This is a genomic window from Candidatus Rubrimentiphilum sp. (genome assembly GCA_035710515.1).
Lineage (GTDB): Bacteria > Vulcanimicrobiota > Vulcanimicrobiia > Vulcanimicrobiales > Vulcanimicrobiaceae > Rubrimentiphilum.
Genome location: DASTDE010000001.1, coordinates 270,383 through 287,429, shown reverse-complemented (window position 1 = coordinate 287,429; position 17,047 = coordinate 270,383). Strand labels below are relative to the sequence as shown.

Here is a 17,047-nt window from a genome sequence, read left to right as displayed (position 1 = left end):
ACTGGCGATTTGCTATGCTTTCGTAATGAGCGATAAAACACGACGAAGCCCGCCGATCTGGGCGCTAGCTGGGGCGTTTGTCCTGAGTATCTTGTTTTCGGGATTTGCGAGATTTGCGCAGCTCTCTACCCCGCACGAAAGTGCGGCATACCCATGGTACGCGGCTTTTGCATACATAGGCTGGTTTGCCATTGTGGTTACCGGAGTCGCGCTCTCCCTGCGCGTGATTAAAGCAAGAACGCGCTAAGATGCGCCGCCCGGGCGAGGGACTGGTTTTCGGGATGTCGAGGGGAAAATGAAATACGCATCAATACTCCAAGAGGCAAGGTCTAGAAAATAAGGCCCTCATCACCTCTGCTTACAAAGGAAGTAAAGAATTGACAACAAGGGTGGCATTTCGCTCAGAACAAGAGGCCGGTCGAATTGCGGTTCTCATTTCTCGGAAAACTATAGTTGAAGCGGATGAGAACGGCCTGAGGTGGTTCATCCAAAGACAGCTCTTCGGCTGGAATCTGGTAACCATAATAATGTTCGACGTCCGCTGGGATGAGCTAGCAAGAGTTGAGCTCCGCGGCTCGGGCGATAACGCGCGGCTTCGGATAATTCCGCGAAATCCCGAACTTTTCAAGAGAAACGCACAAATTCAAGGGGCCGTAGGCCAAACGACTGCAGCTTACCGGATCAAGAGCGATGCTGAAGGAGCTGTGTATTTAACACAGGGCCAGCGCGCGCAAGATCTCTACGGCGCCTGCATTGGATACTTACCGGGCACCGTAGGCGATGAGACTGCGGGGTCGGCCTGATCCGCGATGCCGGGACCTCAGATAGAGGCTAAAAAGGCGATGTAGTACGCCGAGAGGGTGTGTTCACCGCATCTTTACATTCGAGGGGCAGCGCGTGATTGGTAGAGCGGAGGCCATTATGCTCGACCGATACCGCGCCGCGCTGGCGCTGACCTCGCTCCTCGCACTTGGGGCCGCGCCCGCTTACAGCCATCACCGTCACCCCGCGCGTCACCGGCCTATCCTGGCCGCGCCGCCGGCGGGCATCGAACTCTACTCGCGTCGCGCCCTGCGGCGAGCGAAGATTATCTTGCAATTAAGGCTGCTCGAACTTCATGAGGAAGAACTCGACCGCGTCCGCCGCGCCGTCGAGCGGCATCTACCGATCGATCTCTCCACCCCGCGTCCATAAAGGCGGGGCCCGGCGGCCCGTGAAACATTCGGTTTGCCGACGGCGTATTGCCGAGCGGCAAGCTTCCGTTTGTAGGGGAGGTCCTTTTCATGGAGACGCCAGCACCGGCTGCTGCTAAACAAAGCGGTTTATCGACCGTTGTCAACACGATCGCATCGCCATCCGAAGCATTCGAAACTCTTCGCACCGCGCCGACCTGGGGTTGGGCGTTGATCTTCGCGATCATTTTGATGATCGTCGGGACCTATTTGCAAGGACCGGCGGCGCGTCACGCGGGCGTCGTGCAGACGCAACAAATGATGTCGACGAACTCGTTCTTTGCGAGCTTGACGCCGGCTCAGAAACAAGAGGCGATCGCCCGCGCGGGCCGGCCTTCACCCTGGGCTTATGTCACAGTGATCTTTGTGCTGTTCTTCGCCGCCCTCTTCAATTCGCTCATCATGCTGATTGGCAACGCCGTCGGACGCGGCCAAGCCGGTTTCAAACAGCTGTGGGCCGGGTCGATGAACATCGCGGTGCCCACTCTGGGGCTGGGCGCCGTTGTCTTAGGAATCATCACGATGCTGCGCAGCCCCGACTCCTTCAACAGCACGCTGGATGTCGTGAAGGCGATGCCAAGCTTGGCATATCTGGCACCGCATGCGTCGGCCGCGACCGTGGCGTTCTTGTCCTCCATTAGCGTATTTACACTCTGGGGACTCTTCCTCAACGCTACAATGCTGCGCGTTACCGGACGCACCAGCAGCGGCGTTGCATACGGATTCGCGGCGTTAGTGACTCTACTTGGCGCGGTTTTCGCCGCCGGAGGCGTGGCCATGCTTCACAACTTCGGGATGGGATAATCCACGCATGATCGCTCGCGGGCGTACGATTGCAACTTCATGTCTGCTTCTCTCGCTAGCGGCGCCGGCATCAGCCGGCGCCGCCGGCCTGACGCTGCCCGACGCGGTGAAATACGCCGTTACGCACAGTCCTCAAGTTATTAAACAGCAATCCGTTGTCGCGCAACTTCACGAGCAATACGTAAAACTGCACTCGGCATCGCTTCCGAACGCGACGGGGCAGCTGCAAAACTTCTCGCAAAAATCCAATAACCTGCAAGGCAACTTTGCCATAGCCGGCATCTCGCAGGCGCGCACGTTCAGTCAAAACACCGCGCAAATCGGCTCGAACTATACGTTCGACACCGGCTTTCTTTCGACGCTCCAAGCACTTGCCGCCAAGTCGCAAGAGGCTGCGGCGCAAGCCGACTTGCGCAAGACGAAGGATGATCTGGCGAACAGCGTGGCGGCCGGCTTCTATGACATTGCCACCAAGGATGAGACCACGCGGTTGGCGGCGTCGGACGTGCAGTACCAGCACGTTCTGCTGACCGTCGCGCAAGCCAAAGCACGCGCAGGTGTCGCGGCCGAAGTAGACGTGCTGCGCGCCCAAGCGTCCGAAGATAAAAGCCGCTCGACCCTGATCGCAGACCAGTCGCAAGCAGCCAACGCGCGCGAGACGCTCGCGCAGCTGATCGGCGCGCCGCTGGATACCGCTTTCGATGTGCCGTCCACGATCGCGCAGCCGCCGCTTCCTTCGGAGCCGCTCGACCGGCTTATCGCAATCGCGCAAGCGAACCGGCCGGACATTGTCAGCGCGCAGTCCAGCTTGGCCGCCGCGCAGACCACGCGCAAGGGCTTCGATCGCGAACTCTTTCCGACGGTGCAGATGTCGGCTTTTTTCGGTAATCAATTCTCGCCGACGAACGCCGTACAACTGCAGGATCAGCTGAACTCGCAATTCCCGCCGGGTCAGGCGCCCAAGGTTCCGCGCGGGTCGCCCGGCTTTTGGCAACTGCAAGCGATCAGCACCTTCACGCTGCCGCTCTGGGACTACGGAGCTCGCAGGTCGGAACGTGAAAACGACGACGCGCAAGTGGTCGCGGCGCAAAACTCGCTCGATACCGCCAATCAGCAAGTGGCGTTGGAAGTACGCCAAGCCTACCGAGCGGCCCAAACGGCGCAGGCGCAACTGCAGTACGCCGGCGGCGAAGTGCGCGCGGCCGTCGAGTCGGCGCGCGTCGCCCGCCTGCAATACCGGAGCGGCCTCATTGCAATCGGCGACGTTCTGCTAGCGCAGGAGGCCGCACTCTCTTCTCAGATCGATCTTTACAACGCACGCGTCGCTTACGTCGAAGCGATCATCAAACTGCGCGTCGCGCTCGGCATCTATGATGCCCCAGCTGCGGTCGCCGGACTCTAGGATGCACGGAGCCTCTCTTACATGAGCAAACGCAATCGCAACTTGATCATCATCGTCGGCGCGCTCGTCGTGCTGATAGGCATCGCCTTGATCGTGGGGCGCGGCCAGCGCTCGACGGTTACCGTCAGCGTCGTCTCGGTCAAGCCCTCAACCTTCAACTCCAAGCTTCCTGAAAGCGGCATCGTGCAGCGTCCACGCGTCGCAACGATTCCGGCGCTCATCTCCGGCAACCTCGCGCAGATTTACGTGAAACCCGGCGATAACGTCGCGGCGGGTCAGCTCCTGGCAACCATCGTCAATCCGACGCTTGCAGCCAACGCCGCGGGTTCGCAGGCCGACTATAACTCCGCAGCCGCGAACATCAGCACGGCGCGCATCAACGAGCAGAACGCCAAGGTCGGCTACGAAGCCGCCGTGCAAACGGCCAAAACCAACCTCGATGAAGCGCAGCGCATTTACAAGGCGGACGTCAATCTCTACAACAATAAAGCCATTCCGCGCAACCAGGTCGACTTAGACAAAGCCAAACTCGATCAGGCGCAAGTGCAGTACTCTCAAGCGCTGCGCCAACTGCAACTCGGCGCGGTCGCCGGATATGGGCAGAGCAGTGTACAGTACGCGCAGGCGGCAGCTCAAAAAGCGCAGATCCTGAATCAATCGAATCAGCAGCAGCTCGGCTTTACGCGCATCAGCGCGCCGGTGGACGGCACGATTCAAACGGTCGCGACCCAGCCGTCGGATCCGCTGACGCAGCTTCGCCCCGGCGATCCCGTCACCGCGGGGCAAGGACTGTTCACAATCGCAGCCGGCGGCGGATTTGTCGTGAAGGCGCAAGTCGACGAACAGGACATCATCAACGTCCGGCTCGGACAGCCGGTCGACGTTACCGGTCAGGACTTTCCCGGGCGTACGCTCACCGGCCGTGTTGCCTCCATCTCTCCGGTCGCTACCAAATCAACGGATCCGTCCAGCACAGCGCGGCAAATTGTAACCACGGTGCGGCTCGACCAATCGCCAAGCTTCCTGCGCGACGGCATGACGGTTGACGTCGACATTCTCACAACCAATGTGAAGAATGCGCTTGTCGTCCCCACCGCGGCACTCGGTAAAGATGGGAAGCGCGCCTACGTCTTCGTTGTCCGCAAAGGAAAGCTGATAAAAACCTACGTCAGTACCGGAACCAAGAACGACACGCAAACCGTCGTCAAGTCGGGTCTGGCGCGAGGCGACAAAGTAGTCGCGGCGACCACGCCGCTCCTGCGTGACGGCGAGACCGTGACCACCGCACCGGCCGGCAAAGCCACACCCGCGAGCTAATGTCGCGCTTCCTGGCCTACGTTCCGGAAGCGTTCGAAAGCATCTGGCGCAACGGATCGCGATCGGCGCTTTCCGCACTCGGCATGATCATCGGTATCGCATCTGTGATCGCGGTCCTGGGTCTGAGCCAAGCGGGAGCCAGCGGAATGAAAGAGCAGATTGCAAGCGGCGGCGACCCCGGCTTCATAGTCGTCCCCGACCAAGCGCAGAACAATCCAGCTGCTGCCACGCTCTACTATCGCGACGCGGCGCTCGTGCAAGCATATGCGGCCGGGTCGGTTTCGCAGGCCATCCCAATGTACCAGCAGCGAAATTACCGCGTCACGGTGAGCGGAAAAAGCGAGTTCGTCAGTGTCACCTCAACGCGAGATCTCACGAAGGAGACCGGCCTCATCGTCGATTCCGGGCGGTTGACCGATTCGCAGGACGTCGCCGCAGGTGCGAACGTCGCCGAACTATCGCACGACGCAGCCCAAACATTTTTCCCGAATGGCGGTGCGGTCGGCAGCACGATCAACATCGGGACGCAACGGCTCGCCGTGATCGGCGTGCTTTCGATAAAGGCCAACCTGTTTCGCAGCTTGGTCGGTGAAGTGGTCTGGGTGCCTTACACAACGATGCATCATATCTCGCCGGGGCCTATCGATTACATCGAGTTCTGGCCGCTGAGCCGCTCGCAGAATCCCGTGGAGGTGATTTCGGACGTAAAAGCTGCGCTGGCTCGTATACACCGCCGCGGAGAATACAACGTTCAGGATCAGCTCGCTTTCAACGCCATTTTCGAAAACGTCCTCAACTTTATCGGCGTGGGACTCACCTTCATTGGCGGTGTCGCGCTTTTTGTGGCGGGTGTCGGGATCATGAACATCATGCTCGTCTCCGTCAGCGAACGCACGCGCGAGATCGGCATACGCAAATCGATCGGCGCCAACGCGCAAGATATCGCCATGCAGTTCCTTATTGAAGCGACGCTGCTCTCGCTGGGCGGCGGACTGATCGGAACAGTGATCGGCGTGCTGGTCGTGATCTTGATGCGTCCGGTCATTGCCCATGCCGTCGGCTCCGCGCCGGTCCCATGGGCGTTTGTGATCGGCATCGCTGCGGGCTTCTCGCTCGCGGTAGGCATCGGTTTTGGCTTCTATCCGGCCGCGCGCGCCGGTAAGCTCGATCCGGTGGAAGCGTTGCGCGGCTGATGTTCGCTTACGTTATTGAAGCGGCCCGCGTGCTGCTCGCCAATCGCGCGCGCTCGATACTCACGGTCATTGGCCTTATCGTGGGCGTCGCGACGATCGTATCGGTGCAAGTTGCAGCACAAGGCATGGCCGGCGCCGTCAGCGGCATTTTTAAAGGTACGAACGCAAGTACGTTTTTCGTCTTTCCAAAAGCTACACAAGGGAACATCGTTCGCGCCGCCCTCAAGCTGAGCGACCTTGCGCTCGTACAGCAAAGAGTGCCCGGTGTCGTGAGCGTCATTCCATTCTCGAGACGGCAAACGATCATCGACGCCGGGCATCAACGGGTTCGCCTGCGATTCGGAGGCGAGTCCGACAAACGATTCAGCACGTCGCCGCTGGCGGCCGGCCGTACCTTAGACGCGAACGATATCGCGAGCGCCGCTTCCGTTTGCGTGATTTCAAACAACGCTCTCACCCGCCTTTTCCCTAACGCCACCTCGTCCGCAGGCGTCCTCGGCAACTCGATTTATGTCGGCAGCAAACGGTATGTGATCGTCGGCGTGTTGGGAAAGACGAAAATCGATACGGCGGCGCTTGGGCTTGACGTCAGCAACGACGTGGCTATCCCGTGGACAACCTTTTACAACAATTACCAGCGCGGCAGCAGCTTCTTCGGCATCTCGGTACTGGCCGCACAGGGCACAGATCTCAAGTCGCTCGAGGATCAGACGCAAGCGCTGCTGGCCCGCGAACATGGCGCGCAGTATCAGTACTTTGACTTTGGCTTCTTCGCCAAAGCGATCAACGGCTTCTTCAGCGTCGTCGGCTTGATCGTCGGCGCGGTCGGCGCGATCTCGCTGGTCGTCGCCGGGATCGGAATTATGAACATCATGCTGGTTTCCGTCACCGAACGAACGCGCGAGATCGGGATTCGCAAAGCGATTGGCGCGCGTCGCGGGCAGGTGCTGTTCCAGTTTTTCGTCGAGGCGCTGCTGCTCTCTGCGTTTGGCTGCCTTACCGGTATGCTGCTCGGAGTTTTGCTCGGCTTCATCGTCGACAAAGGTTTCATCGCGAGGCTCTCCGGCGTCACCGGCGGCATCCCGTGGCTCGAAGCCGTCGTGATTGCGGTCGGCTTTGCGACGCTGGTGACACTCGTTTTCGGAACTTATCCGGCGTATCGCGCAGCCAAACTCGACCCGATTGAGGCGCTGCGCTATGAATAGACCCGATAATGTCATCGACGTCCAGAACCTGACCAAGACTTATGCGAGCGGCGCGCTGCAAGTGCAGGCGCTGCGCGGATTGACGTTCACGATCGCGCGCGGTGAGTACGTCGCGATCATGGGTCCGTCCGGTTCCGGCAAGTCAACGCTAATGAACGTGCTGGGCTGCCTGGATCGCGCAACCACCGGAACGTACCATCTGGACGGCATCGACGTCTCGGGACTCGACGACAATCAGCTCGCCGAGATCCGTTTGAAAAAGCTGGGCTTCGTCTTTCAAGGCTTCAACCTGTTGCCGCGCACCGACGCGCTGCGGAACGTCACGCTGCCGCTCTTCTACGCGGGCATGCCCGCCAAAGAACGGGAGCGCCGCGCGCTCGAACGTCTGACGGAAGTAGGAATCGGCGAACGCGCCCGGCACAAGCCGACCGAGCTCTCCGGCGGCGAGCAGCAGCGGGTCGCGATCGCGCGCGCCCTCGTCAACGACCCCGCCGTGCTCCTCGCCGACGAGCCGACCGGCAACTTGGACTCCAAGACCAGCACGGAGATTCTGGCGCTCTTCGACCGGGTCAATGCCGGCGGGCGTACCATCATCATCGTGACCCACGACGAAGGCGTGGCCTCACGCGCCCGGCGCATCCTGCGCATGCTGGACGGCGTTATAATGAGTGATGCGCCGACCGGGGCGCCCGCCTAGCATCCAGGCGGTTCTAAGCAACCTTTAAGCAACATATCGCAACCATCGGGGTAGGTAAGCGATAACACACTACACTGTGAGTAGCGTTATAACATTATGAAAAACAGCATTTTGCCGGCCGCGATAATCGCACTCGCCGGCGCCGTGGTCGGTTCGTTCGCGATGATGCTCTATGCGAGCACGCACTTCGTTGCCGTCACCGGCCCGGTCCACGAGCCGCCTGCAGTCAGAGCCGCGTCCATTTCGGGCGGGAGCGATCAGGAGCGCATCATCAGCGCCGTCAAGCGCGTGAAAGCCTCGGTCGTTGCCATCGACGTCTCGGTCAACGGCAAGCAGTACATTCCGATCGACCCGATCATGCAACAGTTCTTCGGGCAGCAAGGACCCGGCGTGCTCCAACCGTACAGTGCGCGCGACTCGGGTTCGGGCTTCATCTACGGCTCGCAGGGTTACATCGTAACGAATGCGCACGTCGTGCGGCCGATCCCGGGCGCGCAGACGACTTCGATTACGGTTGTCTTTCCGAACGGTCAGAAAGTGCCGGCTAAGCTGGTCGCGGCCAACGTCGGCGCGGATCTCGCGCTGCTCAAACTGAACGACGGCCGCCAGCTTCCGCCCGGACTCGCGTTGGCGGATTCGGACAAACTGCAGCAGGGGCAATGGGCGATCGCAATCGGCGAGCCATACGAACTCCAACAAAGCGTGACGGTCGGCGTCGTTTCGGCCTTCGACCGCAGCGAGCCGATTCAGACCGACACGGGGCAATCGATTACATATAAAGGGTTGCTGCAAACGTCCGCGCCGATCAACTTCGGTAACTCCGGCGGACCGCTCATCGACATGAACGGCGACGTCATCGGCGTCAATCAGTCCACGCTGGGCGGACGCGCTCAGGGCATCGGCTTCGCGATTCCCTCGAACACCGTCAAGCGTGTGGTCGAGCAGATGATCGCGCACCCGGGCATCACGCAGCCGCCGGCGCAAGCCTTTATGGGCGTCGGCCTGCAGCCGGTCACCTCAGGCTTCCGCAATCAAACCAATTATCGCGGCCAAGGCGGCGTCGCGGTCACGCAAGTGGTCAGCGGCTCGGCCGCCGACGCAGCCGGCATCGAGCCGGGCGACGTCATCTTGAAGATGAACGGCAAAGCGTACAACGATGCGGCCGCGCTGAACACCGCCATCGGAAAACTGCATCCCGGCGATAAGGTCAACGTCGAGTTCTGGTCGCAGGGCAACAAGCGCCTGGCCCAGGTAACGCTCGGCGCCCGCCCTGAGGCCATGGTCCAGCAGCAGTCCGACCAGCAGCCGGACCAATCCCAGTAAGGCCAGAGACACCTAAAGAAAGGGCCGCGCGAGCGGCCCTTTTTGATGTTACCGAAGCCGGCGGAATGGGCAGGAACTCCCTGCAACCGGGCGGCCTGCCAACTTGTTTAACTAAGTGGAACAGGATGGGGCCGATGGCGTACTATAATCGGAACCTCTGTTGTCCTTGTAGTCCATAAGTGGCAAGGCCCAGCGAACGGCATTCGTTCGTGACGGCTGGTCCGGGACTCGGAAAGGTATTTTTACTATGGCAAAAGTGGTCGGTATCGACCTCGGCACGACCAACTCCGTCGTCGCCGTTATGGAGGGCACTCAGCCCACAGTTATTCCGAATGCTGAAGGATCGCGTACGACGCCTTCCGTTGTGGCATTCACAAAAACGGGCGAGCGGCTCGTGGGGCAACTCGCGAAGCGGCAAGCCATCACCAACCCGGAACGCACGATCTCTTCGATCAAGCGGCACATGGGTACGGACTTCGCCGTCAAGATCGACGGCAAGGATTACACGCCGCAAGAAATTTCGGCGATGATTCTGCAAAAGCTCGTAAACGATGCGAGCAACTATCTCGGCGAACGCGTGACCAAAGCGGTCATCACGGTCCCGGCATACTTTAACGACGCGCAGCGGCAAGCCACCAAAGACGCCGGCAAGATCGCCGGCCTCGACGTGCTGCGCATTATCAACGAGCCGACGGCAGCCGCACTCGCGTACGGGCTAGACAAAAAGGGCAACGAAACGATCCTCGTCTGGGATCTCGGCGGCGGCACGTTCGACGTTTCGATTCTCGACGTCGGCGAAGGCGTCTTCGAAGTCAAAGCCACCAACGGCGACACGCACTTGGGCGGCGACGACTACGATCAGCGCGTCGTCGAATGGCTCGTCGGCGAGTTCCGCAAGGAACAAGGCATCGATCTTTCGACCGACAAGCAGGCCATGCAGCGGCTCACGGAAGCCGCCGAAAAAGCCAAGATCGAGTTGAGCTCCGTCGTGCAAACGACGATCAACCTGCCGTTCATCACGGCCGATCAAAGCGGTCCCAAGCATCTCGACTTCACGCTCACGCGGGCGAAGTTTGAAGAACTCACCAGCGATCTGACCGATCGCTGCGTCGAGCCCTTCAAGAAAGCGATCGCGGACGCGAAGCTCGACCTTTCGAAGATCAACGAAGTGATCATGGTCGGCGGCGCGACGCGCATGCCGGTCATTCAGCAACTCGTGCGCAAGCTCACGGGCAAGGATCCGAACCTGACCGTGAACCCGGACGAAGTCGTGGCGCTCGGCGCGGCGATTCAAGCCGGCGTGCTGGCCGGTGAAGTCAGCAACGTCGTGTTGCTCGACGTCACCCCGCTCTCGCTGGGACTCGAAACGCTCGGCGGCGTGATGACCAAACTCATCGAACGGAACACCACAATTCCGACGAAGAAGTCGCAGATCTTCACGACGGCGGACGACGGCCAAACCTCTGTAGACATTCACGTGCTTCAGGGCGAGCGGCCGATGGCAGCCGACAACAGAACGATGGGACGCTTCCGGCTCGAAGGAATTCCGCCGGCTCCGCGCGGCGTGCCGCAGATCGAAGTCTCGTTCAACATTGATGCCAACGGCATCGTGAACGTAGCCGCCAAAGATCTGGGCACCGGCAAGGAGCAGCAGATCACGATCACCTCTTCGACCAACCTCAGCAAAGAGGAAGTCGATCGTATGGTGCGCGACGCCGAAGCTTCGGCTGCAAGCGATCAAGCCAAACGCGAAGAGGCCGAGGTCCGCAATCAGGCTTCGAGCCTGATCTACTCGACCGAGAAATCGCTGAAAGAAGTCGGCGAGAAACTCGACGAGGGCGCACGCGGCGAAGTGGAGACCGCGCTTGGCGATCTCAAGAAGGTCAGCGAAAACGGCACGGTAGCGGAGATCAAACCCGCGATCGACCGCCTTCAGCAAGCCAGCTACAAGATGGCCGAGCTGCTCTACAAGAGCGCGCCGGGATCGGAAGCCGGCCCGTCCGGAAACGGCGCCTCGGGCGCACATCCGGAAGGCGAGGCCGAACCTTCGAAGCCGAGCGAAGACGTAATCGACGCGGAGTTCAAGGAATCTAAGTAGACTAGCTCGCCTACCATCGGTCCCAAGGACAGGTATGTTTAGTCCTTGGGACCGACGGTAGGCTCGCTTGTTCTTCTTGAATTCTGCGATTTGCAACAACAATGAATGAAGATAGAGTAACCACGCAAGCTGATGTGCCCGTGTCTGACGAGATCGAAGCGATCGCGGAGGCGCCCGATCTTGAAACGCAGCTGGCTGCGGCATCCGCGCGTGCCGACGAGAACTACAACAAGTTTCTGCTCGCGATGGCGGACTTCGAAAATTACAAGAAACGCAGCGAGCGGCACAGCCGGGAGATCGCGGAGCACAAGCGCCGCGATCTTTTAAAGAGCTTGCTGCCCGTCATCGACAACCTGGAGCGCGCGCTCGCATCCGAGGGTGAGGACGCCGCGCCGCTGCGCGAAGGCGTCGCACAAACGCTCAAAGGATTCGAGGCGCTGCTCGCGGCGCAAGGCGTCAAAACGCTGAGCGTTAAGGGCAAGCCGTTCGACCCCGCGTTCGCCGAAGCGATTGCGACGCTGCCTTCGAGCGACTCCGAGGACGGCGTCGTTGTCGAAGAAGCACAAAAAGGCTACACGATTGGCGACGAGCTGCTGCGGCCTGCGAAAGTCATTGTTTCACAGCATCCGAGCGCATGAACTACAAGGATTACTATCAAATCCTCGGCGTTCCCAAGAATGCGGCGGAAAAAGATATAAAGTCCGCTTACCGCAAGCTCGCAAAGAAATGGCATCCGGACGCCAACCCGTCTAATCAAAAAGAAGCCGAAGATAAGTTCAAAGAGATCCAGGAGGCCTACGAGGTCTTAGGCGACTCGGACAAGCGGCGTAAGTACGACGTGCTCGGCAGCAACTGGCAAGAAGCTGCGCAGCAAGCCGAGCAACAGCGCCGGTACCGCAGCGCGCAGAACGACGCATTTCAATTTGATTTCGCGGATTTCGGCGGACAGCCCGGCGCAGGCCCCAGCGGCTTCTCCGATTTCTTCGACATGTTTTTCTCCGGAGTCGGCCGCCGCAGCACCGCGCAAAGCACCGGATTCTCGCAACGCGGACAAGATTTGGAAACCAGCATCGAGCTTTCGCTGCGCGACGTATACGACGGCGGAAAGAAATCGATCTCACTGCAGCTCGAGGACGTCTGTCCGCGCTGCCGCGGCACCGGCACGGTCAGCGGCGCGCTCTGCCCGCAGTGTCACGGCACGGGGCGGCTGCTCACCACGAAAAAATTTGAGGTCACGATTCCGCGCGGTATCGGCGAAGGACAGCGCATCCGCTTGGCGGGCCAAGGCGGCGCCGGTATCGGCGGCGGATCCAACGGCGATCTCTTTTTGGTCGTAAAGATCAAAGACGATCCCACGTACAAACGCAAGGGCGACGATCTTTATGTAGATCTGCCGGTCAGCATTTACGATCTTGCGCTCGGCGGTGAAGTCAAAGTGCCGACGATGGCCGGACAAGTCGCGATGACCATTCCGGCGGGGACGCAGAGCAATCGTTTGCTGCGCCTGGGCGGCAAGGGTATGCCGAAGGTGCGCGACGGCGGTGCCGGCGACCAATACGTCCGGCTCGTCGGCCAACTGCCGGCCAATCTCAGCGACAAAGAGAAAAAGCTCTTTAAAGAATTAGCCGCCATCCGCAACGGCAAGCAGTAACGCATGTTCGGCGGACATTTGATGTGGGGCAACATCTACGGCGAGAAGCCGAAGATGAGCCTGAAGGTCAACTGGCGGCGTATCGGCGCATTTTTCTTGCCCTACTGGCGCGAGGAGGCGACGGTGCTCTTCTGCATCGTCGTCGCGTCACTGCTGGGATTGGTCCCGGCATACATGGTCGCGCGCATCATCGACAGCGCGCTTCCGCACCGCAATCTACGCGAACTGGGCATAGACGTCGGCATCATCATCGGCTCGGCGCTGGTGGGGATCGCGTTCGGCGTCGTGCAGGGCTACCTGAACTCGATCGTCGGCGAAGGCATCATGCGGGATATGCGAACCAGTTTGGTTTCGCATCTTCACAAGATGCCGCTCTCGTTCTTTACCGGCACGAAGACCGGCGAGATCATGAATCGCGTCGGAAGCGACGTCGACAATATCGACAACGTCGTAACCGGCACGCTGACGTCCATCGTCACAAATGTCGTGACGATCGCGACGACGGTCGTCTGGATGTTCATTTGGAACTGGCGATTGGCGCTCTTATCGATCGTGATCGTCCCGTTGATGGTTCTTCCGCTCGCCCCCGTCGGGCGTCGCATGTACAACGTCCGGAAACAGACGCGCGAGAAGCGCGACGAGATCGAGTCGATCACCCAAGAAACGCTTTCGATTTCAGGCATCACGCTGATCAAGTCGTTCACGCGCGAGGCTTACGAAAAAAGCCGCTTCTACCGCGTCGGCAGCGACCTCATGCACCTCGAGATCAGCCTCGCCATGGTCGGCCGCTGGTTTATCGCCGCCATCGGCGCGACGGTAACGATCGGACCGGCAATCGTCTGGTTCGGCGGCGGATGGCTGGCGCTCGCAGGCGCAATCAATGTCGGCGTCGTCGTCGCGTTCGTGCAATACATTCAATTCCGGCTCTACGGGCCCGGTGCGGCACTCGCCGGCATTCAAGTGCAGATCGTCAGCGCGCTGGCGGTCTTCGAACGAATCTTCGGGTACCTCGACATGACGCCCGAAGAATACGAGCCGCCGGATGCGGTGGCGCTGACTACGGCGCGCGGCGAAATCCGTTTTGAAGACGTACAGTTTTCATACGGAAACGATCGCACTGCGCTCCAAAGCGTGAACTTCACGGTCGAACCCGGACAGGTGGCGGCCTTCGTCGGGCCTTCGGGCGCCGGCAAGACGACGATCACTCAGCTCGTTCCGCGCTTTTACGATCCGCAAGCAGGGCGCGTTCTTGTTGACGGGCACGACGTGCGCACGCTTACTCTCGAGTCGTTGCGCCGCGACATCGGCATCGTCACCCAAGAGACCTATCTCTTTCACGACACCATCGCCAATAATCTGCGCTACGCCAAGCCGGATGCGACCGACGAGGAACTGCGCGCCGCCTCGCAAGCGGCGAATATCGACGATTTTGTTACAAGTCTGCCGGAAGGGTATCAGACGGTGGTGGGAGAGCGCGGACACAAACTTTCCGGAGGCGAGCGCCAGCGCTTGGCGATCGCGCGCGTTCTGTTAAAGAACCCGCGCATTCTGATCCTCGACGAGGCGACCAGTTCGCTCGACTCGCACAGTGAAGCCGCGATTCAAGCCGCGCTCGTGCCGCTGATGCGCGGGCGGACGAGCTTGGTTATCGCGCATCGTCTCTCAACCATCCTGAGCGCGGACGTAATCTTCGTCGTCGAGGGCGGCCGCATCGTCGAAAGCGGGACGCACCCCGTTCTGCTCGCGCGAAACGGCCCGTACGCGCGTCTGTACAACAGGCAGTTCCGCGACGAAACGAGCGTCGCGACGTAGTGCCCGAACTCGTCATCTCTTCGCTCAAGAAATCATTCGGCAAGACGCTGGCCGTTGACGGCGTCTCGTTCAACGTTGCGGGCGGCGAAATTGTCGGCCTGCTCGGACCCAACGGCGCCGGCAAGAGCACGACGTTCCTTTGCGCCGCCGGGTTACTGCGCCCGGACGCGGGCACGTTCTCGTGGGACAGGCGCGAACTCGGTTCCAAGCGTGGACAAACGATCGCGCTGATCTCTGAAACGCCGGACGTCTACCCGATGCTCACCGTTTGGGAGCACATGGTCTTCGTCGCCAAGAGTTGCCGTTTACCGGCCGGGTGGGAAATGCGCGCGACCGATCTGCTCGAACGGTTCGCCATGATCGCGCAGCGCGACACGCTGGGCAATGCACTCTCAAAGGGGATGCGTCAAAAAACGCTGGTGGCGGCGACTGTACTAGCGGCGACGCCGGTCATTCTCTTCGACGAGCCGATGGTCGGGCTCGACCCGCTCGGACAGCGCGAGCTGCGCGGCATCATCAGGCATTTGCGCGACAGCGGCACGGCGATCGTCATGAGTACGCACATGCTGGAACAAGCTCAGACGATCTGCGATCGCGTCGTCATTCTCAAGACCGGACACATCGTCGCTTCCGGGACGTTCGATGAATTACAGGCGCGTTCGGGCTCGCACGGCAGCGCCGAGGACCTGTTTCTGGAACTCACGCGGTGAGCGATTTTCTCACCCTTGCTTACCTAGACGCTCACCAGCTGCTGCACCGCGTCCAAACGGTCTTCCGCCAGCCGGGCCGCCTGATCGTCTATGCGATAGCCATCGGCTATTTCATATTTGTCGGCCTTGCGCGAGGATCGCGTTCGCACATGTCGGCGTTCCCGGTCGTCGTTCCGGAACCGTTCGCCTCTGCGATTATGTTCGCGTTCATCGCGCTGCTCGGCATCATTATGTACGGCGCCGCATCGGGTTTCGTCGGCGTCTTCTCGTCGTTGGCGGATGCGCGTTTTCTTTGCGGCTCGCGCCTCTCCGAGGCGTCGGTCGTCACGTGGCTGCAACTGCGGCGCTGCGCATCGGTCGTGCTGCGCACTGCCTTCTCAATCATTTTTTACGCGCTGGTCTTCCCGCGCGCCGCGCGCTTCGGAACAACCGGCCTGATCGGAGTGGCGGTAATCGCCGGCACGCTGTTCACGGCCGCGACCGCCGTCCCGATGCTAAAGCTGCGCGCGACGGCCGGTTCGCGGTTTGCGCGAACATTCGCAGCGGCGATTGTGGCGGCCGGGTTGCTGCCGCTTGCGATCCTGCTCGGCAACCTCTTAAGCCCCGGCCTCGATCCGTGGGCGCGCGCCATCCAATCGATCGGCGCCGGTTACGCGGTCAACGCGCTCTTTCACGGCAACGCGCCCGGACTCGCCGCGTTTTACGCGGCGGCCGGCGCAATGCTATGCCTCTCATTCTTCACCGGACGCGATCTCTATCCGGAACTTTACGCATCGTCGTTGCGCGTGCAATCCTTTCGTCAGCGGCGACGCCGCGTTCAGGGCTTCATCACAACCGAGCGAGCCTATAAATCTACCGGTCCGCTGGCTCCCTCGCGCATCTTCGAAGGCGCGCGCGGCGCGTGGACGATCGGGTGGAAAGAATGGATCGCGTTCATGCGCGCGCCCGGAGCGCGGCGCATGTTTTGGGTTGGGTTGGTCGGCTGCGCGGTCGCGGGCGCCATCTTCGGAAACATCGCCAGGCACTCGCACAATCCGCTCGAAACCGCGCTCATCTTGAGCAGCAGCGTTGCGAACATGGTGATCATCTTCATCACGATCGCTTCTTCATTTGGTTTGGCCGAAGATCTGCGCAAACCGCTCTGGTGGATGGGAACGGACCCGATCTGGCTGCGGCTGGTCGCTTGGGTGCTGGCAACGTCGTGGCGGCTCGCGCTCTGCATTGCCATCGGGACTGTCGTTTTCGCGGCTACGCTCGGGCTAAGCGTCATAGCGCTCACCGGAATACCGATCGCGATAACGATCGCCGTTTACTTGCGCAGCATCGGGCTCGCGCTCTATGCGCTGCTGCCATCCGGACTCGATCAGCGCGGGCCCTTGGCCATGCTGCGCGCGCTGCTCACCTATCTCTTCACGCTTCCCGGGATCGGCGCAAGCGTAGTGACAGCTCTCCTCACACACTCGCTGGCGGCCGCCGTCGCAGCCGGCATAATCGTCTCGTTGGCGGAAGCGCTGGGACTGATCGCCTTCGCTGCCGCGCAGATACAAGGGCGCGGCGCGACCTTTGCCCAAGCTGAAGCCGCATAACCCGTCTAACCCACGGG

General features: G+C 60.7%; 14 protein-coding genes. All 14 read left to right on the top strand.

Going from position 1 to position 17,047, the window contains the following annotated elements; translation table 11 throughout:
- Positions 1–897: 897 nt before the first annotated feature.
- The 14 genes from VFO29_01495 (at position 898) to VFO29_01430 (ending at position 17,030) form a co-directional block, all read left to right on the top strand.
- Positions 898–1,194 carry a hypothetical protein gene (locus VFO29_01495; GenBank protein ID HET9392185.1) on the top strand — a complete coding sequence of 99 codons (297 nt, stop codon included), beginning with the start codon at positions 898–900 and terminating at the stop codon, positions 1,192–1,194.
- Positions 1,195–1,283: 89 nt separating this feature from the next.
- Entirely contained in the window at positions 1,284–2,036 is a 753-nt protein-coding gene (locus VFO29_01490) for a hypothetical protein (GenBank protein ID HET9392184.1), read from the top strand.
- A 7-nt stretch (positions 2,037–2,043) separates the two neighbouring features.
- Positions 2,044–3,438 (top strand): TolC family protein, encoded by a 1,395-nt coding sequence (locus tag VFO29_01485; protein HET9392183.1) that lies wholly within the window; start codon positions 2,044–2,046, stop codon positions 3,436–3,438.
- Positions 3,439–3,459: 21 nt separating this feature from the next.
- On the top strand, positions 3,460–4,755 hold the full coding sequence (locus VFO29_01480) for an efflux RND transporter periplasmic adaptor subunit (protein HET9392182.1): 1,296 nt from the start codon (positions 3,460–3,462) through the stop codon (positions 4,753–4,755).
- Positions 4,755–5,948, top strand: coding sequence for an ABC transporter permease (locus tag VFO29_01475; GenBank protein ID HET9392181.1), 1,194 nt, complete (start codon positions 4,755–4,757; stop codon positions 5,946–5,948). Before VFO29_01480 ends, VFO29_01475 begins: the two co-directional genes overlap by 1 nt.
- The gene (locus tag VFO29_01470; GenBank protein ID HET9392180.1) at positions 5,948–7,153 is read left to right on the top strand and encodes an ABC transporter permease; all 1,206 of its coding nucleotides are present in this window, start codon (positions 5,948–5,950) and stop codon (positions 7,151–7,153) included. The genes VFO29_01475 and VFO29_01470 overlap by 1 nt, the downstream gene beginning before the upstream one ends.
- Positions 7,146–7,850 (top strand): ABC transporter ATP-binding protein, encoded by a 705-nt coding sequence (locus VFO29_01465; protein HET9392179.1) that lies wholly within the window; start codon positions 7,146–7,148, stop codon positions 7,848–7,850. The genes VFO29_01470 and VFO29_01465 overlap by 8 nt, the downstream gene beginning before the upstream one ends.
- Positions 7,851–7,946: 96 nt before the next feature.
- Positions 7,947–9,173, top strand: a complete 1,227-nt coding sequence (locus VFO29_01460) for a trypsin-like peptidase domain-containing protein (GenBank protein ID HET9392178.1) — start codon at positions 7,947–7,949, stop codon at positions 9,171–9,173.
- A gap of 247 nt (positions 9,174–9,420) precedes the next feature.
- The gene (gene dnaK, locus VFO29_01455; GenBank protein HET9392177.1) at positions 9,421–11,271 is read left to right on the top strand and encodes a molecular chaperone DnaK; all 1,851 of its coding nucleotides are present in this window, start codon (positions 9,421–9,423) and stop codon (positions 11,269–11,271) included.
- 101 nt (positions 11,272–11,372) lie between these two features.
- The gene (locus VFO29_01450; GenBank protein ID HET9392176.1) at positions 11,373–11,909 is read left to right on the top strand and encodes a nucleotide exchange factor GrpE; all 537 of its coding nucleotides are present in this window, start codon (positions 11,373–11,375) and stop codon (positions 11,907–11,909) included.
- On the top strand, positions 11,906–12,922 hold the full coding sequence (locus tag VFO29_01445) for a DnaJ C-terminal domain-containing protein (protein ID HET9392175.1): 1,017 nt from the start codon (positions 11,906–11,908) through the stop codon (positions 12,920–12,922). Before VFO29_01450 ends, VFO29_01445 begins: the two co-directional genes overlap by 4 nt.
- Before the next feature lie 3 nt (positions 12,923–12,925).
- Entirely contained in the window at positions 12,926–14,734 is a 1,809-nt protein-coding gene (locus tag VFO29_01440; protein ID HET9392174.1) for an ABC transporter ATP-binding protein, read from the top strand.
- Positions 14,734–15,444, top strand: a complete 711-nt coding sequence (locus tag VFO29_01435; protein HET9392173.1) for an ABC transporter ATP-binding protein — start codon at positions 14,734–14,736, stop codon at positions 15,442–15,444. The genes VFO29_01440 and VFO29_01435 overlap by 1 nt, the downstream gene beginning before the upstream one ends.
- A complete protein-coding gene (locus tag VFO29_01430) occupies positions 15,441–17,030 on the top strand; it encodes a putative ABC exporter domain-containing protein (GenBank protein ID HET9392172.1) in 1,590 nt (529 codons plus the stop codon). The genes VFO29_01435 and VFO29_01430 overlap by 4 nt, the downstream gene beginning before the upstream one ends.
- The last annotated feature ends 17 nt before the right edge of the window (positions 17,031–17,047 follow it).